The organism is Winogradskyella sp., assembly GCF_028282165.1.
Taxonomy (GTDB): domain Bacteria; phylum Bacteroidota; class Bacteroidia; order Flavobacteriales; family Flavobacteriaceae; genus Winogradskyella.
This window is the reverse complement of sequence record NZ_JANQIM010000018.1, coordinates 1-21,922: the sequence shown is the minus strand read 5'-3', so window position 1 is coordinate 21,922 and position 21,922 is coordinate 1. Positions and strand designations below refer to the sequence as shown.

The 21,922-nt window shown below is 35.9% G+C and carries 12 protein-coding genes; 3 read left to right on the top strand and 9 right to left on the bottom strand.

What is annotated here, in order from left to right:
- Positions 1-2 precede the first annotated feature (2 nt).
- The 8 genes from Q0972_RS07670 to Q0972_RS07635 form a co-directional block, all read right to left on the bottom strand.
- Positions 3-2,402 carry an ABC transporter permease gene (locus Q0972_RS07670; RefSeq protein ID WP_299364452.1) on the bottom strand — a complete coding sequence of 800 codons (2,400 nt, stop codon included), beginning with the start codon at positions 2,400-2,402 and terminating at the stop codon, positions 3-5.
- Between the two features lie 26 nt (positions 2,403-2,428).
- Positions 2,429-4,822, bottom strand: a complete 2,394-nt coding sequence (locus Q0972_RS07665; protein ID WP_299364650.1) for an ABC transporter permease — start codon at positions 4,820-4,822, stop codon at positions 2,429-2,431.
- Positions 4,823-4,848: 26 nt separating this feature from the next.
- The gene (locus Q0972_RS07660; RefSeq protein ID WP_299364446.1) at positions 4,849-7,242 is read right to left on the bottom strand and encodes an ABC transporter permease; all 2,394 of its coding nucleotides are present in this window, start codon (positions 7,240-7,242) and stop codon (positions 4,849-4,851) included.
- Between the two features lie 41 nt (positions 7,243-7,283).
- Entirely contained in the window at positions 7,284-9,680 is a 2,397-nt protein-coding gene (locus Q0972_RS07655; RefSeq protein ID WP_299364444.1) for an ABC transporter permease, read from the bottom strand.
- A 23-nt stretch (positions 9,681-9,703) separates the two neighbouring features.
- On the bottom strand, positions 9,704-12,115 hold the full coding sequence (locus tag Q0972_RS07650) for an ABC transporter permease (protein WP_299364442.1): 2,412 nt from the start codon (positions 12,113-12,115) through the stop codon (positions 9,704-9,706).
- A 74-nt stretch (positions 12,116-12,189) separates the two neighbouring features.
- Complete coding sequence (locus Q0972_RS07645) at positions 12,190-14,625, bottom strand: ABC transporter permease (RefSeq protein WP_299364440.1); 2,436 nt, start codon at positions 14,623-14,625, stop codon at positions 12,190-12,192.
- A gap of 219 nt (positions 14,626-14,844) precedes the next feature.
- On the bottom strand, positions 14,845-15,522 hold the full coding sequence (locus Q0972_RS07640; protein WP_299364438.1) for an ABC transporter ATP-binding protein: 678 nt from the start codon (positions 15,520-15,522) through the stop codon (positions 14,845-14,847).
- A gap of 27 nt (positions 15,523-15,549) precedes the next feature.
- Positions 15,550-16,800, bottom strand: a complete 1,251-nt coding sequence (locus Q0972_RS07635) for an efflux RND transporter periplasmic adaptor subunit (protein ID WP_299364436.1) — start codon at positions 16,798-16,800, stop codon at positions 15,550-15,552.
- Between the two features lie 205 nt (positions 16,801-17,005).
- Between Q0972_RS07635 and Q0972_RS07630 the strand changes: the two genes are divergently transcribed.
- Together Q0972_RS07630 and Q0972_RS07625 are read left to right on the top strand one after the other, a co-directional pair.
- Positions 17,006-18,358, top strand: coding sequence for a sigma-54 dependent transcriptional regulator (locus Q0972_RS07630; RefSeq protein ID WP_299364433.1), 1,353 nt, complete (start codon positions 17,006-17,008; stop codon positions 18,356-18,358).
- On the top strand, positions 18,348-19,691 hold the full coding sequence (locus Q0972_RS07625; protein WP_299364431.1) for a HAMP domain-containing sensor histidine kinase: 1,344 nt from the start codon (positions 18,348-18,350) through the stop codon (positions 19,689-19,691). The genes Q0972_RS07630 and Q0972_RS07625 overlap by 11 nt, the downstream gene beginning before the upstream one ends.
- Here Q0972_RS07625 and Q0972_RS07620 read toward each other — a convergent pair.
- Positions 19,675-20,694, bottom strand: a complete 1,020-nt coding sequence (locus Q0972_RS07620; protein ID WP_299364428.1) for a hypothetical protein — start codon at positions 20,692-20,694, stop codon at positions 19,675-19,677. The genes Q0972_RS07625 and Q0972_RS07620 overlap by 17 nt on opposite strands.
- Before the next feature lie 89 nt (positions 20,695-20,783).
- Between Q0972_RS07620 and Q0972_RS07615 the strand changes: the two genes are divergently transcribed.
- Entirely contained in the window at positions 20,784-21,512 is a 729-nt protein-coding gene (locus tag Q0972_RS07615; RefSeq protein ID WP_299364427.1) for a nitroreductase family protein, read from the top strand.
- The last annotated feature ends 410 nt before the right edge of the window (positions 21,513-21,922 follow it).

Here is a 21,922-nt window from a genome sequence, read left to right as displayed (position 1 = left end):
ACTTATTCTGTTCGTAATGATTTTACTGGATTTGTCGTTGCTGCTTTAATTGCCTGAAAACTCACTGTGATTAGTGTAATTATTAAGGCGCCAGAACAAGCTATCACAAACACATCCCAACTTACCATAGTTCTATAGGGAAACTTCTGCAGCCACCCTCCCATAATGTAATACGCAATAGGCGAAGCTATTACCAAAGCTATTATTACTAAAGTGATAAAGTCCTTGGATAATAAAAGCCACAATTGACTGATAGACGCACCCAATACCTTGCGTACACCAATTTCCTTGGTACGCTGTTCTGCCACAAATGATGCCAAGCCAAACAGCCCAAGACAACTAATCAAAATAGCTAGAAGTGTAAATACTCGCGCCAAGCTGGCAATACGCTCTTCAGCAGCGAATTTTTTAGCGAATTCTTCGTCGATAAATTCATAGGTAAACGGTAAATTGGGGAAGTACGTTTTAAAAATGCTTTCGATACGAGACAAGTTTTCTGACACTGAGTTCTTGGGATTTAACCGTAAATTGTAAAAACTGATGTTACCATAGCGGTCAAATACGTACAATTGCTGTTTTGACGGTGTGTAAGGAGATCCAATGACCACATCATCGACCACACCAATAATTTTCATTGGTGGCTCGGGGCTTACTATACTTTCATCATATATAAGCTTACCTATCGGATCAGTAAGACCCATATATTCCATAGCAGTTTTATTTATGATTACTGCAGTAGAATCCGTTCCAAAATCTCTCGAAAAATCACGCCCCATAATGATATTCATACCAAGCGTTTTCACAAACTCGTACGAGACTTCGGTCCATGCGAAATCTTCCTGAAAGTCTTCGGGCTTACCTTCCCATTTAAAGCCGCTACGATTAGACCAAGTATCAGTGGCGGGGCTCATAGACGTTGCCATTTCTACCGCACCACCAGAAACAATAAATTGATCTCGCATTAAATCAGCCTTGCCATCAAAGGCCTGACTTCGTATAGGTATTTGTATTAAACCTTCTTTGGTATAGCCAACAGGACGGTCTTTAGCATATTGAATTTGATTCATTACCACCAGTGTACCTATAATCAGTGCTACGGAAACAGTAAATTGTGTGACCACTAGAATCTTTCGTGGTAACGCAGAAAAACGCCCTCCCTTAAAAGTACCTTTTAATACACGAACTGGTTTGAAAGAAGAAAGATACAGTGCAGGGTAGCTTCCGGAAAGTAAGGCAACAAATAAAATGAATAGGAATGAATACAACCAAAATTCCACATTGCTCCAAGGAAATGATATTTCTTTACTGGCCAAATTATTAAATCCAGGAAGCGAAAGCAGCACAATGCCTACGGTAATAACAAAGGCCAAGGAAACTACCACAAATGATTCTGACAAGAATTGATTAATTAATTGTTTTCTGCTAGAGCCTATGGCTTTGCGAACACCCACTTCCTTTGCACGCTTTTCAGAGCGGGCAGTACTAAGATTCATAAAGTTAATACTGGCCAAAAGCAATACAAATGTGCCAATAATACCAAATAACCACACATTTTCTATACGGCCACCGACCTGAACTCCATCTTCAAAATTACTTCGCAAGTGCCAATCTTTCATTGGAAGCAAAAAGATTACGGGATTAAACTCAGCAGTATCTTCATTGGCATCTTTTTTTGAATTCTTTATACGCTCTGAGACGCCTTGCATGGTAACGTTATCGCCAATTTTCACAAACAATTGAAAAGAGTTATTACCCCAATTATCTAAACTGTTCTTTACCCACTCTCGTGAAGCCACAAAGTGTTTCCAAGGAATAAGCCATGTTACATCATTGAACCTACTATTTACGGGAAAGTCCTCAAAAATCGCAGTAACTAGCATATCGTCCCTATTGTTTACTTTAATGATTTTACCTAGCGGCTCTTCATTTCCAAACATTGCTTCTGCTGTCGATTTAGATAGCATAATGGATTTAATCTCTTTCAAAGGATTTTCTTCTCCCTTAACTATTTTAGGAGTAAAGATTTCCAAACCTTGTGGCTCAATGTAGTTCCCAGAGCGCTCAATGGTTTTGTCACCATACTCAAGGTAATGCGTTTGTGTCCATGATGACAAACTGAGGTACTCAAAATTATCACCAAAATCTTCACGAAGCCTTGGTTCTAATGGTAATGGTATGGCTGGTCCAGATCCTGTTCTACCATTAAATGTCTGACTTTGAAACACTTGAGCGATTTTATCATGGTTCTTAAAATCTTTGTTATAGTTCAGCTCATCATAAATCCATAGCCCTATGAGCATTGTGGCTGCCATGCCAATGGCAAGACCAGAAATGTTGATGAAGGAATAAATCCTATTCTTTTTTAAGCTTCTAACTGCTATTTTAAAATAATTCTTAATCATGACTATTCGATTTTGAATGATGATATTTATTCGGTTCTCAACGATTTTACAGGATTTACTGTCGCTGATTTAATGGCTTGAAAACTAACCGTGATTAGGGTAATGACTAAAGCACCAATGCACGCTATCATAAAAACATCCCATCCCAATGTGGTTCGATAAGGAAATTTTTGCAACCAGCCGCTCATTAAATAATACGCTAGAGGAGATGCAATAACTAAAGCTATAACTACTAGAGTTATAAAATCTTTGGACAGTAATAACCATAGCTGACTAATGGACGCACCTAAAACTTTACGTACACCTATTTCTTTAGTGCGTTGCTCTGCAACATATGATGCTAACCCAAATAACCCCAAGCAGCTGATAAAAATGGCCAATGCAGTAAACACTCTTGCTAAACTTGCAATACGTTCTTCTGAACGGAACTTTTTCCCGTACTCCTCATCGACAAAATGGTACTGAAAAGGTACATTAGGAAAGTTTGCTTTGAACGTATTTTCAATAAGTCCTAAATTTTTGCTTACACTATTATTAGGATTGAGCCTTAGGTTGTAATAAGAAATGTTTCCCAATTTTTCAAATTCGTACATCGCTTGTTTTACGGGCGAATATGGCGACTGCACAATCATATCGTCAATAACACCGATAATTTTCATTGGTGGTGCATCAAAGTCTTCGTGCCTAATGAGTTTCCCGATAGGGTCTTGAATCTGCATATATTTCACTGCAGTTTTATTCAGTATGACCGCATTGGAATCTGTGGCAAATTCTCTTGAAAACCCACGACCTTCAATAAGCTTTAGTCCTAATGTTTCCACAAAATCATATCCCACCGAGGTATAAGCAAAATCTTCTTGAAATCCTGCTGGCTTACTATCCCAACTAAAACCGTTTCGATGAGACCAGACCTGAGTTGTTGGACTGCTTATCGTTGTCATGTGCGTAGCACCTCCAGAATTTATAAATTGTTCGCGCATAAAATCGTGTTTTCCAACAAATTCCGAGCTCATTACCGGAATTTGAACCAATCCATGCTTGTCATATCCTGTTGGACGATCTTTACTGAACTGAATTTGATCCATAACGACTAAAGTCCCAATAATTAGAGCCACAGAAATGGTAAATTGTGCAACCACAAGTATTTTTCTTGGCAAGGAAGAATGACGACCTGCCTTAAACGTACCTTTAAGTACAGAAACCGGATTAAAAGATGATAAATACAACGCTGGATAGCTTCCGGCTAAAATTGCGGTTAGTACAATAAAGATTACCGACACCAACCAAAATCCTAGATTTGACCAAGGGAACACAATAGTCTTACTCGCTAAGTTGTTAAATCCATTGAGGGATAACAAGACTATACTTGCAGCGAATACAAATGCCAGTAAAACGATGAGAAAAGACTCTGCTAAAAACTGAAATATAAGTTGACTGCGTTGCGAACCAATAGATTTACGTATCCCTACTTCTGTAGCTCGTTTTTCGGATCGGGCTGTGCTTAAGTTTATAAAGTTAATACAGGCCAATAAGAGAATAAAAACGCCTATAATACCAAACAACCAAACGTTTTCAATTCTTCCACCAGTTTGCATTCCATTTTCCCAATCGCCTCTTAAGTACCAATCTTTCATAGGAAATAGAAAGATTTGAGGATTGAATTCTGCTTCTTCGGGTGAATTTCTTTTTTTGATGTCGAGGATTTTGGCAGTAATAGCCTCCATATTAGTGTTATCATTGATCTGAGCAAACATCTGAAATGAATTATCGCTCCAGTTATCTCTCTCACTTCTTGCCCATTCTTCTGTTGCTACATAGAACTTCCAAGGCATTAAATACTTTAAGCCATTAAAAGAATTATTCTCTGGCAAATCCTCAAAAATAGCAGTTACTTTTGCTGCATTGGTATTATTGACTTTGACTGTTTTCCCAATGGGGTCTTCTGATCCAAATAAAGTCTTAGCTGTTTCTTCTGATAGCAAAATAGAGTTGGTACCTTTAAGACTTTCCCTATCGCCTTGGAGAATATTCAACTCTAACATTTCCACGGCGCCTTCTTGCATATAAAATCCTGGAATATTGATGTTTTTATTGCCGTAACTAACATACCTCGTAAAATTCCAAGAAGACATGATAAGGTGCTCAAAGTTATCGCCAAATTCCTCGCGCATTGCAAACTCTAAAGGTCTAGGTATTGCAGGCCCTGTAACTGTTATGTTGTTAGCAGATGCATGCTGATAGACTCGAGCTATGGTGTCTTTTTCTTTAAAGTAGTCATTGTAGCTTAACTCATCAAAAATCCATAGTCCTATAAGCATGGTTGCTGCCATTCCGATAGCTAAGCCTGAAATATTGATAACTGAATACACCTTGTTTTTAAGAAGGTTTCTAAACGCTATTTTAAAATAATTTTTGAACATCATATACGCAATTTGATTGATGAAACTTATTCGGTACGTAATGATTCAACAGGATTTGCTGTCGCTGCTTTAATGGCTTGAAAACTAACCGTGATTAGGGTAATGACTAAAGCACCAATGCAAGCCAGCATAAAAACATCCCAACCCACAGAAGTACGATATGGAAATTTTTGCAACCAATCACTCATTATGTAATATGCCAAAGGTGATGCAATGACCAAAGCTATAACCACCAATGTGATAAAATCTTTTGAAAGTAATAACCATAACTGACTAATTGAGGCACCTAAAACTTTACGTACACCTATTTCTTTGGTACGTTGCTCGGCCACAAATGAGGCCAAACCAAACAATCCAAGGCAGCTTATAAAAATGGCCAATAAGGTGAATACTTTCGCCAAGCTCGCAATACGTTCCTCTGCACGAAATTTTTTACCATATTCCTCATCCACAAATTGATAGTCAAATGGGGTGTTTGGAAAATTGGCTTTAAATGTATTTTCAATAAGCTCTAAATTTTTACTTACGCTATTGTTAGGATTCAGTCGTAGATTGTAGAAAGAAATATTGCCATACCTTTCGAAAACATACATGGCTTGCTTTACAGGAGTATAAGGCGATCTCACCACCATATCATCCACAACCCCAATAATTTTTAATGGTTCTGCATCAGGATTATTAAATCTAATCAGTTTACCCACAGGGTCTTGAATTTGCATATATCTTACAGCAGTTTTATTAAGAATAACTCCGCTGGAATCGCTTGCAAATTCGCGTGAAAATCCTCGTCCTGCAATTAAATTAAGACCTAAGGTTTCAACAAAATCATAATTGACGCTTGTATGGGCAAACTCTTCTTGAAAGTCTTCAGATTTACCTTCCCAATTATAACCACTGCGATTAGACCATATATTAGTTGTAGGACTGCTAGTTGTGGTCATATGTGTAGCACCTCCAGATTTTATAAATTGCTCGCGCATAACATCGTGTTTGCCAACAAACTCTGAACTCATAACAGGAATTTGAACTAAACCTTCTTTATCATAACCTATAGGCCTGTCTTTGCTATATTGAATCTGATCCATAACAACCAAAGTGCCAATAATGAGTGCAGCAGATATGGTAAATTGTGTTACCACCAAAATTTTTCGAGGTAATGAGGAATAACGACCAGCCCTAAACGTACCCTTAAGCACAGTAACCGGATTAAAGGACGATAGGTACAATGCCGGATAACTGCCTGCCAATAATGACGTAAATAAAATAAAGACTAAGGCAATGGTCCAAAATATGCTATTTGCCCAAGGAAACACTATGGTTTTACTTGCCAAAGTATTAAAGCCATCTAAGCTTAGTAATACGATACCCAAAGCCAAAACAAATGCAAAGCATACAATCAAAAATGATTCAGTTAAAAATTGAAATATCAATTGCTCTCTTTTAGAACCTATTGATTTGCGTATACCAACCTCTAGAGCGCGTTTCTCGGAGCGTGCTGTGCTAAGGTTGATAAAATTAATACAAGCCAATAAAAGAATGAATGCTCCGATGATTCCAAAAAGCCAAACATTCTCGATACGGCCACCTGATTGTAGACCATTTTCAAAATCGTTACGCAAGTACCAATCTTTCATTGGAAACAAAAACATCTGTGGATTAAATTGTGCTTCATTTTCAGCCGCATCTTTCTTTACATTCAATATCTTAGCGGTGACCGCTTCCATTGAAGTGTTATCATTTATTTGAGCAAATAGTTGAAACGAATTATTTCCCCAGCTATCCTTTGCATTTTTCACCCATTCTTCAGTAGCAATTAAAAACTCCCATGTCAACAGATACTCTAAACCACTAAACGAACAGTTCTCAGGTAAATCTTTATAAACTGCAGTTACTTTTACAGGATATTGATTATTGACCTTTATAATTTTGCCAATAGGATTCTCATCATTAAATAGTTTTTTGGCAGTAGAAGCATCAAGCATGATAGAATTAGTATCCTTTAATCCATTTTTGTCTCCTTTTAGAATATCGAGTTCGAGCATTTCAATCGCTCCTTCTTGCATATGATATCCTGGCACGTTGATGTTCTTATCTCCATAACCTAAATACTTTGAAAAATTCCAAGAACTCATAACCAAATGCTTAAAATTATCACCATATTGCTCCCTTAAAGCGAACTCTAGCGGTCTTGGGATAGAATTTTCAGTTTCAGTGACTCCATTGAGGGTTTGGTTTTGTAATATCTGGGCAATCGTAGCCTTCTCTTTAAAATGTGTATCGAAATTGAATTCGTCATAAATCCAAAGTCCAATAAGCATAGTTGCAGCCATACCAATGGCCAAACCTGAAATATTGATAATGGAATACACCTTGTTCTTAAGAAGGTTTCTAAACGCTATTTTGAAATAGTTTCTAAGCATGGCTTTTTTGATTTAAGATTCTTGATTGATTCTTTACAACTTTATTCAGTTCTTAGTGATTTTACTGGGTTAGACATGGCTGATTTAAAGGCATGAAAGCCAATCGTAGCTATGGCTATAATTATGGCAATACTGCCCGAAAGAGCAAAAATCCACCATTGTATATCTATTTTATACGCATAGGAATTAAGCCATTGATTCATGGCATACCAAGAAAATGGTGTGGCAATAAAAATGGCGATTACTACTAATTTTATAAAATCCTTTGACAGCAAGGTCACAATGTGCGTGGCTTTTGCTCCAAGAACTTTTCGAATACCAATTTCTTTAGTTCGCTGCATGGCACTGTAAGTGGCTAACCCTAACAATCCTAAACATGCGATACCAATAGCCAAAAAAGAAAACAAAATAAATAGTTTTCTAAATTTAATATCCGCTTGGTATTGCTCATTAAAAGCGGTATCCAAAAATTTATACATAAAAGGTCGATGCGGAGCCATTTGGTTCCATATTTCACGAATTTCAGTTATGGTACGTTGTAAGTTGTTCGATTGCATTTTGAGGGAAAAATATCGGCCAACTGGCAAGTAACGTAACGTCAACGGGGCAACCTTACTATGGAGTGAGATATAATTAAAATCATCCACGACACCTATAATACTGCCTTCTCGGCCCCATTGCTGAAATTTTTTGCCTACAATATCACTTGGATTGGCATATCCGAAACTTTTTGCCGCAGCTGCATTGACTACCAGTGCAGAAATTGTGTCCGAAGCAAAATCTTTTGAATAGGTTCTTCCCGCTATTGTTTTAATGTTATAGTGAGGCACAAATGCTTCATCAACCTCAAAGACAAAAGGTGAGAAATGTTTCATTTCGCCGTTTGGGGTCTCTACTGTGGTACCAGCCGCAGGAAAATGGGTGCTCGGCACTGTTCTAGATACAGAAACCGAGGCAATGTCTGGATGTCTCTTAAATTCGTTTTTGAATGCTTCCAAATTATTCAACACTTCATTATCCCAATTAAAATCTAAAATCAATTGGTGTTCTTGGTCAAAGCCCAAATCTTTATCCATCATAAATTGAAGTTGATTATAGACCAGAACCGTACTGGCAATAAGTGCAATGGATAGACTAAACTGAAATACCACGAGCCCCTTTCTCACTCGTGTACCAGAAGGTGAACTTTTAAAGGTCCCCTTTAAAACGCCGATAGGTTTAAAACCCGACAATATAAGAGCTGGATAGCTTCCTGATAAAAATCCCGTCAATAATACCATACCCACATACAAAATAAGGGTTGGAACGTTTAAGATATCTTCAATATAAAATTCCTTACCCGTAAAGTTGGTCATCCATGAAAGTGATAAGAAAGCTAATACCAGACCCAAAAATGAAGCTAGCAACACTAGTATAAACGATTCTCCAAGAAATTGATACATTAATCCCTTTCGACTTGCCCCAACTACTTTCCGCACTCCCACTTCTTTAGCTCGCTCCAAAGACCTAGCGGTGGACAGATTCATAAAATTGATACTGGCAATTGCGAGAAGAAACAGACCAATACATCCAAAAATATAAAGATTAGAAAGGTTCCCGGTTGTTCCTGGTTGGCGGACAGCTTTAGAATGAAGATAGCTATCTTGCAAGGATTCCAGATAAAAATCGTAATAGTCCTCTGCATCACGCGTACCTAGATATTTATCTAAAAAATTGGAGGCCTTGGATTGGAAACCTTTTAGATCAAAATTGTCGGAGACTAAAAGGTAGGTGTAAAAATCCACATAGCCCCACCATTCAAAAATCTCTGGTCTAGATTGATAGAAACTGCCCATGGACATTAAGACATCAAAACTAAAATGTGAATTCGAAGGGACATCTGCCATTACACCAGTTACTGTGTAAGTACCATCATCTGCACGACCGCCAATCCCATCGAGCGTCTTGCCTACAGGATTTTGATTTCCGAAGTATTTTTTTGCCGTTGTTTGCGTTAGAACAATAGAATAGGGTGTTTCTAAAGCTGTCTTTGGGTTACCATAAATCAAAGGCCAACTAAATACATCAAAAACAGTCGCATCTACATAAAAACATTCGCTTTCCTGAAAAGAATTTTCTTCGTAAGTGAGCAGAATATCCGAACGACCCGAAAATTGCACTTTTTCTATGATTTCAGGAAAGTCGGACTTTAAAGCAGGGCCAATAGGAGCATTACCCCATACCCATGGGTCTGACTTTTCTACATTTCCTTGATGTATAACACGATAAATATTGTCCGCCTTTTCATGATAGTGATCATACGAAAGTTCGTTTTGTATAAATAGCGCTATCAATAAAAAACAAGCCATACCAATAGCCAATCCGCCAATATTTATTGCGGAGTACGCTTTATTCTTCAACAAGTTTCTAAACGCTATTTTGAAATAATTTTTGAGCATGATAATTGATTTTGATTGTCTTACTATTCTGTTCTTAGGTTTGTTGTAGGGTTAGATAGCGCCGCACCTATCGAATGATAACAAATGGTTAAAAAAGCTATTACAAGTGCTGAAATCCCTGCTAATGTAAAGACCCACCATTTTAGATCAATTCTAAATGCAAAATCTTGGAGCCATTTATCCATTCCAAACCAAGCGATGGGTACAGCAATAAGTATTGCTATAATAACTAGTTTTAGAAAAGCTTTTGAAAGTAAAAAAACAATATTTGTAACACTAGCTCCCAAAACCTTTCGGATGCCGATTTCTTTTATTCTCTTTCTGGCTGTATAAATACTTAGACCTAACAATCCAAGACAAGCAATTAAAATTGAAAGGAATGTTGCTAGCTTAAAAAAGGAAGATAGTTTTTGTTCTCTCTCATATTGTCTTTGAAGTATTTCATCCATAAAACTATACTCCAGCGGATAGTCTTTATAGATATCGTTCCAAGTTGCCGTAATTAATCCAATTACTTCTTTTGCACTTAAGCTTTTATATTTTATTGCAAATACTCTAATAAAATCTGCCCGACCTAAAACAAGAGGGTTTATTTCATTTTGCAAACCGTGCTGATGATAATCTTTTAAAACGCCAATAACTTTTCCCTCTTTTCCAGATGTTGCCAATGCCTTTCCGATAGCGCTTTCGTTATTATCCCAACCAAATGATTTTACAGCCGCTTCATTAATGATTAAGGCATCTTCGGCATCTGCCTCACTACCTTTGATAAAATTTCTACCTTCAACAAAGTCAATCCCTAGAGTTTCTATGTACTCAAAATCAACAGGAATATATTCTACAATGAGACCTTCTTGCTTCGTTCTTCCCTCTGGATATGCAAATTGACTTGGCCATCCTGTAAGACCTGGTATGGCCGCGGAGGCTGAAACATTTGTAATTCCTATATTTGATTTCAAAGTATTTTTGAATACCTCAGCACTGCTGTGCCTTAACCCCCAGGGAACTTTATCAACATCGAGCACAATAATCTTTTCCTTTTCGAATCCCAAGTTTTTACTTTGCATAAAGTCCATTTGCTGATTTATTATCATTGTGCTCATGATAAAAGCTATAGAGACAACAAATTGAAAAACCACTAGTCCTTTCCTCAATGAATTTCCTGAAACGGAATGGGAAAAGTGTCCTTTTAAAACTTTAATCGGTTTAAAAGAAGCTAAGATCCAAGCAGGATAAAATCCTGCCAAGGGTATTAATACTATTAGAATTCCTATTAGAATACATACCCTTTCAATTGTAAAAACATCATTGATTTCAAAGTTTTTTCCTGTCAAATGATTGAAGAATGGTAGTGTCAATATTATTACAACTAAACTACCCAATACAGCAGTAATACAGAGGAACCCTGTTTCAACAAGGAATTGAACGATAAGGCTTTTTCTATTACTGCCAAATACTTTTTTGACACCTATCTCTTTAGCTCTTTCTATTGAAGATGCTGTGGTGAGATTAATAAAATTAAGACAAGCCAGTAGAAGAATAAAAACACCTATACCAAGAAATAGCCGAATAGAGCTAATAGTTCCTACTGGACCAATACCGGTTGATAATCCTGACTTTAAATAAATATCTTTTAATGGCCGTGCTACTATTTCGGTTTGAAATCCATATCTTTCTACAGCTTCCCAACCATAAACCTGAACGATATCCTTGACTTTATCTGCAAATGCTATACCGTTAGCAGATGGCTTAATTTTTAGGTAGTTATAAACATTGACATTAAACCAACCAGAACTAAATTGATTGGCACAAAACTCTGGGTTATTTGAACAGATTGTAGAAAAAGAGCCTAACATGTTAAATTGAAGGTGAGAAGGTACTGTCATCTCTTTTAATACTCCAGTTATTTGATAAGGTATGGTATCAGATAATAGAAGCGTCTTCCCAACAGCATTTTTATCACCAAAATATTTCTCTTTCAAAGAAGAGGTCAGTACAATACTTCTTGGATTCTTAAGTGCATCGTCGATATTGCCTTCTTCCAATTGATAGTTAAAAACCTCAAAAAAGTTTTCATCAACCATTAATGCCTCTTCAAAATACTTGTTATTCCCTACTGTTACAATGGGTGACCAGTCACGCATATAGGTTAAGGCTTCAACTTCTGGATAGTTCTCAACAATAGATTTCCCTACGGGCCAGCCAACGGTTTGTAAAGCATCATCTGTTCCGTCTTGCAACGTCAAATGAGATTCCAAGCGATATATGCTATCAGATTGAGCAAAACCACTATCATAACTCAGTTCATCTTGAACCCATATACTGATGACAAAAAATAGAGATATCCCTAAAATCAAGCTAAGCAAACTTATGAAGCTTAAACTTTTATTCTTTAAAGCTTTTCTCCATGCTATTTTTAAATAATTCTTAATCATGATTTCTAGATATTATTTATCTACAGAAGCTATAGCGTAAGTAGACTTATTCGTTTTTTGATTGATATAATGATTCATTCTGATCTCAAAACTTTCGCAGGGTTTATTAAAGCTGATTTCATGGCGTGATAACTTATAGTTAATAGCGCAATAACCATAACTATGATTCCCGCAAAAGCAAATACAGTCCAAGACATTTCAACTTTATATTCGTAATCTTGTAGCCAATTGTACATTAAATAATAAGCTATTGGAATTGCAATAACCAAAGCCACTAAGATCAAGGCTAAAAAATTCTTTGTTAATAGTCTAAAAATGGTTTGTATTGAAGCCCCCAAAACTTTTCTAATACTCATTTCTTTGTTGCGTTGCTCCACCATATAGGCAGAAAGTGCCAACAAGCCTAAACAAGCTACCAATATTGCCAAGATGGCAAAGGCAGTAAATATGAGTTTCATTCTACTTACATTGTCATACATTTTTGCAAAAGATGTATCCATAAACTCATAACGGAAAACCATATTTGGAACAAATGCTTTCCAAGTGTTCTCCAAAGATGATAACACGGTATAAACATCTTGAGATTTCATTTTAATTGATACGATACTGGGACTAATACCTCTAAAGAAACAGAGTGGTCTTACCGATGTCTTCATCGTATCAAAATTGAAATCTTCAACCACGCCTATAATTTCCCAAAGCTCACCAAACCTTGAAACTCGTTTACCAACAGGGTCATCTAATCGTAACGCTTTTGCCATGGCTTGGTTTATAATCACAGCTTGTTCATCTGATGCTCGCCCAACAATAAAATTACGCCCATCGACAAGGTTCATTCCCATAGTCCCGATATAATCTTCGTCTATGACCCAAGCTTGTCCCGGTATGGTTTCATCAATACCATCCCTTCCTTCATTTACAAAGGAATTTCCGTTTCGCTTTGTGCCTTCAATAGGTAAGTAATCACTAATGGTTACATTGCTAACTCCAGGTAATTTCTTAAGTTCTTCCTTGAATGTTTCAATACGGTCATTTAATACATTAGTACTGTAAAGTTGTACCACCTGATCTTTCTCAAATCCTACTTTAGAATTTAGGATAAAACTCATTTGTTTGTTCACAATCAATGTTCCAACTATTAAAACAACTGAAACCGTAAACTGAAATACTACTAAACTACTTCTTAAGCCTTTAGATTTGCTACCACTACTCAGTTTCCCTTTAAGTACATTTATAGGCCTAAAGTTTGACAAATAAAAAGAAGGGTACAATCCGGCAAGTATTCCTACTATGAGTGAAGAAGCCAAAATAGTTAGAAAAAATCTAAAACTTGTCCATGGAAGTTCTAATGCAACACCAGACATCGTTCTAAAAACTGGCATTATCAACGCTGCCAAAGCCAATCCTACACAGAAAGCGATTAAAGAGATAACCATTGACTCCACCAAGAACTGTTTTATAAGCTGGCTTCTTGAGGAACCTACAACTTTTCTTAGGCCAACTTCTTTAGCTCTGTTCGCGGATTTAGCCGTTGATAGATTTACAAAATTTATACTGGCAATAATGAGAATAAATAAAGCTATGATGCCAAAAATCCAAATAACCTTTATATCATTTCTTGAGCTTGATTCAAAATCAACATGGGTAGAATAAAGATTTATATCTGTTAATGGCTGTAAGTACATTTTCTCTCTTTCATGTGCCTGTTCCCATCCTGCAAATCCTGCCAACTTATATGATGGCTTTATATACTTTTCCATTAGGGTTCTGTCCATCTTGTTTTCAAAAGCCTTAACGTCAATACCTGATCTTAACACCACATAAGTGAAATAGTTGTTTTGAAACCATCTGGTTTGCTCGCCTTCTCCAAACTCTACATCCTTTAAGGTTATAAAGAAATCAAAATCCAAGTGAGAATTACTCTTAAAATTCTCCATTACGCCAGTAATTTTAAATGGGATTTCATTATTTCCATTTAAAAACATACTACGACCTATTGGATTTTGATTTTTGAAATACTTATCGGCAATAGTCTTAGAAATGACAATAGTACTTGGTTTTGAAAGTGCTGTTTTGGCTTCCCCATAAACCATCTTAATATCCATGATATCAATTATAGACTGGTCTGCATAAGCAAAACCTTCTTCATAATGTTGGGTGTCTTCACCATCAAAACGTATTTCATTGCTACCAGCTCCCCAAAATAATCCGTTAGACATTAGTCTTCCAGAATTCTCTACTTCTTCAAAATCAATTAGGAGTGTAGGTGCCGTATTTGCTGAAAAATGTATACCAGCATCAACACGTTCACCATCAATATAGTCACGATTTAACCTATAGACATCTTCTGAATTAGCAATGTGCTTATCATAACTACTTTCGTGAAGAATATAAATTGAAATTAATATACATGCAGCGACACCAATACTCAATCCAAAAATATTAATGAACGAGAAACCCTTATTCTTTAAAAGGCTTCTAAATGCTATTTTAAAATAATTTTTGAGCATGATTTCTAAAGATTACTTATCTACTGTAGCCTTAGCATAGGTAGACTGTTCGTTTTTTGATTTACTCACCTAAGCTTCAGCGAAGATGAGTTGATGAGGTTTAAACACTTCAGCATGGTTGATTGATTGGTCGGTTTGTATACTGAAGTGTTCTCCATTTGGTTGATTAGATTACTTTTGATACTGAAACAAGTTCAGCACAGATTGATGAATTGTTGTTTATGCTAAAACATTTTCTGTTACTTTCTGGCCATCAAGCATTCTTATAATGCGATGGCTATACTTGGCATCGTGTTCACTGTGGGTTACCATTACTATTGTGGTGCCCGATTCATTAAGGTCTGTTAGTAAATCCATAACTTCGTTACCATTGGTACTATCTAAGTTTCCTGTGGGCTCATCGGCTAAGATTAGTTTTGGCTTATTTACTACGGCTCTGGCTACTGCCACACGTTGTTGTTGCCCTCCTGACAACTGCTGTGGAAAATGATTTCTACGATGCATAATTTGCATTTTCTCCAAGACTTCTTCTACTCGTTTTTTGCGTTCGGCTGGCTTTACACCTGTATATATTAATGGCAATTCTACATTTTCAAAAACTGTAAGTTCATCGATGAGATTAAAGCTCTGAAATACAAAACCGATATTGTGCTTACGCAGATCCGAACGTTTACGTTCGTTATAACCAGAAACCTCCTCTCCATTAAACTTGAAACTTCCACCATCAGGATCGTCCAGTAAGCCTATGATATTCAACAATGTAGATTTTCCACATCCTGAAGGTCCCATAATGGCAACAAACTCTCCTTCCTTCACACCAAAGGACAATTTATTTAAAGCGATAGTCTGAACTTCTTCAGTTCTGTAAAATTTCTCTAAATCCTTAATTTGTATCATTATATTCATTATTTAATTGATTGTATCTTATTTTAAAATCAGTTCTTCTACATCTCCAAAAGAGTCATAACTCGAAGTCACTACCTTATCACCAATATTAAGGCCTTCGAGAACTTCAAAATATTCGGTATTTTGACTCCCTAACCTTACATCTACCTTATAGGCCGAAGTTCCATCCTCACTTACTTTAAATATCCAGTTACCCCCAGTTTTTTGAAAAAATCCACCCTTTGCGACCAATAAGGCTTCCTTCTCTGCGCTTAGTGCTAGACGTATCTGTAGATTCTGCCCTCTTCTAATACCCTCTGGTGTTTCACCCTCAAACTTCATATCTACCTGAAAACGCCCATTGGTAACCTGAGTAAATACTTTTTTAATGACTAAGGTGTAAGCTTTATTATTGAGTGTAAATGTTCCTGTCTGCCCTGTATAGATTCTAGAAATATAGTGTTCGTCGATATCGACCCTAACCTTGTAACCGCTGGTGACATCGACCTGACCTAATCGCGTTCCCTTATTAATGGACTGGCCAATTTCGGCGTCTAAAGACGTTAACTGACCATCTATTGGAGCTCTTACAACTAAATCACCTACTTTTTTGCGCATCAGTTCTAAAGCGCTTTGTGTTCTGGCATAAGAGTCTTTGACCTGCTTGATTTCTAGCTTTGATGAAATAGAGTCTTCGGACAATACCTGTTCTGCCAACTTCATACGCTCCTTTTGATATTCAAAATCGTTTTTCGAAGACTCAAAATCCTGTCTACCAATAGCACCTTTATCGTACAGACGTTTATTCAAATTATAAACACGCTCTGCCTCGATAAGCCCATTTTCAACATCAGTAAATTGATTCTGTCTATTTATTGTGTTTTGGCGTGCTTGATTCTGAGAAATCTGCATTTGGGTCAATAAATTATAAACTGAAGTTTCCTGATTAATAAGACTCAATTCTAAATCTGTATTGGACAATCTTAAGATCGGCTCTCCTTTCTTTAACATGGCACCATCTTCAACAAATTTTTCTTCAACACGTCCTCCTTCTAAAGCGTCTAAATAAATAGTGGTAATTGGAAGTATAATACCACTTACAGGAATGTTTTCCTGAAATACCTCTCTTGAAACTGTATGAATTGAAATTCGTTCCTTTTGCACATTCAATTTAGAACCACCTGATGTTTGGATGATAACATAAACTATTAGGGCTATAATTGCTAGAACACCTCCTATAAGACCTAGTTTTTGTTTCGAAAATTTCTTCTTTTGAATTGGTATGTCCATTTTTGTTTATTTTGACATATAATTATATAGTGAAGATGATGCCAAAAAAATAAACAACTAAAAATCAGCTATTTATTTATTTTTACAAGAATAAAAGTGTTCGATTTTGATACACTTTGTGTCCGAAAGTGTACACTTTATAGCGGTCATTTTTTTTGAATTCATAATCTTTTTAAGCTGAATATAAAATCGTAATATTGTAAGGATGGTTTTAAAAAATGCAAGCATATTAGTTGTCGATGATGATGTAGACGTTCTTAATGCATTACGCCTACTTCTCAAGCCCCTCGTAAAGGATGTGGTTATAGAAAAAAACCCAAATAATATCAATTCCCACATTGAGCGCACCAACTTTGACATCGTCATTTTGGATATGAATTTCAGCGGATTGGTTAATACAGGCAACGAAGGTATTTTTTGGCTCAATAAAATTAGGAAGTTAAACCCTGAAATATCTGTTATTTTAATGACCGCCTATGCAGATATTGATTTGGCCATTAAAGGACTAAAGGAGGGCGCAGCAGATTTTTTAATGAAACCATGGAAGAATGAAAAGATTATTGAGACCATCACTACCATATTGGGCAATAAGAAATCCCGAACCCAACAAAAACAAAGTATAAAAACAAGCAGTACAGAGATAATTGGCAGTAGTGATGCCATGAATGATGTTTTTGTAAAGCTTAAAAAAGTAGCTCCTACTGATGCTAATGTTCTTATACTAGGGGAAAATGGTACTGGTAAGGATTTAATTGCAAGAGCCATTCACGATAATTCCAACAGAAAGCATAAACCATTTATAAAAGTAGATTTAGGCGCACTGACCTCTTCCCTCTTTGAAAGTGAATTATTTGGCTATAAGAAAGGGGCTTTTACAGATGCAAGAGAAGATCGCCAAGGACGCTTTGAAGCAGCAAATGGAGGCACTTTATTTTTAGATGAAATTGGTAATATTACCTTGGGCCAACAAGTTAGGCTATTAACAGTGCTACAGAACAGACAGGTAAATCCATTAGGGTCCAATGAATCCATTCCAATAGATATTAGATTAATTTGTGCTACTAATGTGGCCCCAAAAACATTAGCGGACGAAAAGAAATTTAGAAAAGATTTAATTTATAGAATTAATACGGTAGATATTATTGTCCCCCCACTGAGAGAACGTAGTACAGATATCACCGAATTGTCACGTTATTTTGTATCCCTTTATGCAGAAAAGTATAATAAACCTGCTTTTTCATTAGATTCTGGCTTTATCTCAAAATTAAAAAGTCATGATTTTCCCGGCAACGTAAGGGAATTACAGTATGTGCTAGAGCGCGCAGTGATTATGACCGATGGTAATGTTTTAAAATCAGAGGATTTAGTCTTCTCTTCCATAGAACGTTCTGCCTCTACAAAAAGCATAGAGACCACCAGTTTAAATCTAGATGATATAGAGAAAAATGCTATAATCACGGTTCTCGAAAAGCACAAAGGAAACGTATCAAAATCCGCAAAGGAACTAGGAATTACAAGGGCTGCACTTTACAGGCGATTAGATAAATATGAACTTTAGAGGCTACATTGTTAGGTTATTTTTTAGAATTTTCCTCTTTGTTGGTCTAATTCTAGGGATACTCTATTTTATAGACAAAAACCAAATAACATACTTGGTAATCACAAGCGTAGCAATTCTTTATTTACTAGTTAATACATACAACTTTGTAAAACGTCGTTTTGTTGCTATGGACGATTTTTTTGAAGCTGTGAAATATCGTGACTTTTCAAGGTGGTTTCCAGAAGATATGGGACCAAAAGACATTAGGTTCTTGTACACAGGTTTTAATGAAATTAACCGTACCATAAAGGAGATAAACTCACAAAACCAAGCACAATATGTTTATCTGCAGAAAATACTAGAAATGGTAGACATAGGTATTATTGCTTATAATTTAGAGAATGGCGACGTGCTTTGGAGTAATGATTCGTTTGGAGATATTTTAGATATGCCTTCCTTTAGGAACATTAGATTTGTAGAAAACAGAAAACCAGAATTGTTTAATACTATTTTTGAAACCTATCATAGAGAACCCGATTCCATTGCTATTGCACTTCAGAATGAAAGCATAAAAATATTGATTTCTGATACGGTTTTTCAGGTTGATGAAGATGCCTTTAAACTAATAGTTATCCAGAATATTGATGATACCCTAAATAAAAACGAGTCGGAATCATGGAAAAAATTACTAAGTGTAATGACACATGAGATTATGAACTCAATCACACCTATTTCATCATTAGCGGACACGCTTCAATCTAATTTGGAGCGAACTATGAAAAATCCCGATAAGCATCGACTTGAGCTAGAAGACCTCAATTCGGGAATTAAGACCATTAAAAACCGAAGTGACGGTTTACTGAAATTTGCCAAAACCTATCGCAGTTTAAGCAAGGTTACCAGCTTAAACTTACAAAGAGTAAGAGTCTCAGAACTATTTAACAATATACAGTTATTAATGGCGCCTTCCATTGAAGCCAAAAACATAGCTATAGAATTTAAAGTTTCGGGAACCAGACTAGAACTGGACATTGACACACATCTTATAGAACAAGTAATGATTAATCTTTTACTTAATGCCGTTGATGCCTGTAAGCACAAAGAAGACGCTCAAATTAAAGTATTAGCTTCCCAAAACCCAAATAGGGATATCGTTATAAAAGTTTACGATAATGGATCGGGAATTCCGCAAGATATATTAGAAAACATTTTTGTACCCTTTTTTACCAGTAAAGCAACAGGAAGTGGTATTGGTCTGAGTCTGTGCAAGCAAATTATGCTACTTCATAAAGGACGAATATTGGTAAAAAGTATTGAAGGCGAAGGTACAGTATTTAGTTTGGTTTTCTAATTCCAGTAACACCTGCTATTTTTTTAAATCCAACATGGGCTATCTCTCTTATAGTTGTAGCATTTAAAGGAAACTCCAAGACCACATGCAATAAACTCATAAAAAACAAGACAGTTAACCCAGTTATATAGTCATATAAATAAATACCAACTGAAGCCAACCAGACTACTATAATATATCTAGTGCGTTTATGGGTTAAACTTGATTTCCACCCTATAATGGAAGTTTTAGAAAACCAATTGAGATAATGGTAAGTGTACGCAAAAGCCATAAAGACTTGAACCTTCAAGATTGTCGGTGACATTATATCTATATTGCTTGGATTTAAATCAGTAAAAAAATCTGCCACAATAGTATTTATTGATAAAAATCCACTACCCAAAAAAGTCTGTTCAGCAAACTCCGATACTTCATAGGAATTTGGAACGACATCCATAAATAAAAGTATTACTGGCGCACTTATTAGTAATAGTATAGAAATGAATCCTGCATTAGTACGTTGCTTTAATTGCCCATAAATCATAAAAAGCAGAGTAAAAATATAAACATGGATTAATGTCGGTAAAAAAATACCCAATGCTAAAATGACCTTTGGTACAAAGAGAAAGCACAATAAAGAAAATAGTATACTCGATACAAACACAATAATGAGATGCTTGAATTTTGAAAAAAGGATCAAGCCTACAGAAAATAGAAATCCTGAAACCAAAATGATATGCTTCTGGGAACTCATAAAATTGAGAAACGCATTATCAAAATTTAGATATTTTATCAGTGGAAATACGGCTATGACCGAAGCTAAAACAACAAAGATCTTGTAAATGTTTTGTTTTGATTTTATGAAGTACTTTTTATTATCCAACCAATTGATCTCAGTTAGATAATGTAAGGGGCCTAAAAAAGCATATGAGAATAAAAAAAGCTCAAAGGGCAAAAGTAAGGCTACTATAAAAGCCGTAATAAGTAACCCGATATTAATAATGTCTATGGTTTCAGTTTTCATATTAATACTTCAATATAAGCTTTATATTAAAATTGAATCGAATTATACATTATTCATTTATCTTGTAACATAATCTTAACCATAAAACTATGGAAAAAACAGTTTCAGAAGCCATTGCATATAGACGTTCTACAAGAGTTTATAAAGACATTTCTATTGATGCAGAAAAGGTAAAACAATGTTTGGTGAATGCCTCGCTAGCTCCAACTAGCAGCAATCTACAACTCTGGGAATTTTACCATGTTACCGATAAAGAGAGTCTTAAACTTTTAGCAAAGGCTTGTTTCAATCAAAGTGCAGCTAAGACAGCACAGCAATTGGTAGTAGTAGTGGTTCGTAAAGATCTATGGAGGCAACGTGCAAAAGCCAATATTGAATTTTTAGATAAGGTATATAATAAAGATGGTTTGAGTGAACGTGACTTAAAAAGAAAAAAAATGGCAACGAACTATTATAAAAAGCTCATCCCTACGATATATGTAGATGCCTTAGGTGTATTAGGTTATATTAAGTATATCATTTTTCAAGTTATGGGAATTTTTAAACCTATTTATCGCCAAGTGCGCGCAAGCGATATGCGTATTGTAGCTCATAAAAGTGCTGGTTTAGCAGCACAAAACTTTATGATTAGTATGGCAGCTATTGGCTATGATACATGCCCAATGGAAGGCAGCGATACCTTGAGAGTAAAGCGCATTTTAAAGTTACCTAGAGGTGCAGAAATTAACATGGTTATAGGTTGTGGTATAAGAGATGACAAAGGCATTTATGGCCCACGTTTTAGAATACCTTTTGAGGAAATCTATAGACTAGCTTGAATAACATTTATATCATTTTAAGCTATTATATCTGAGTCATCATAGAAAACCTTGCTTGTACTTAAGGTAAGCTTCTTATGCCTAGAAAGAATCAGATGATTGTCTTGTTTATTTTGTTTTAAAAGTTGTTGGATTGAGAATTCAAACTAGATAATATCTAAAATTTTTAACAAGACTTGAATTAGCCGCAAAGGGTTATATAAAAATCATTTATTTAAAAAAACATTGTTCTAAAAGTTTTGCAAAATGAATAACCGAAGTCGAACTCAGAAGTTTTAAGGTGATATCCATCTCAATCGCTCCGAAGAGGTTTTATTTTGAAATGTTATTGCTCTTCGTAAAGTTATCCAAACCTGCTTCTAACCACTCTAAATAAATTTCCGCATTGGGCTCGTAAGCGTTTGTAACAT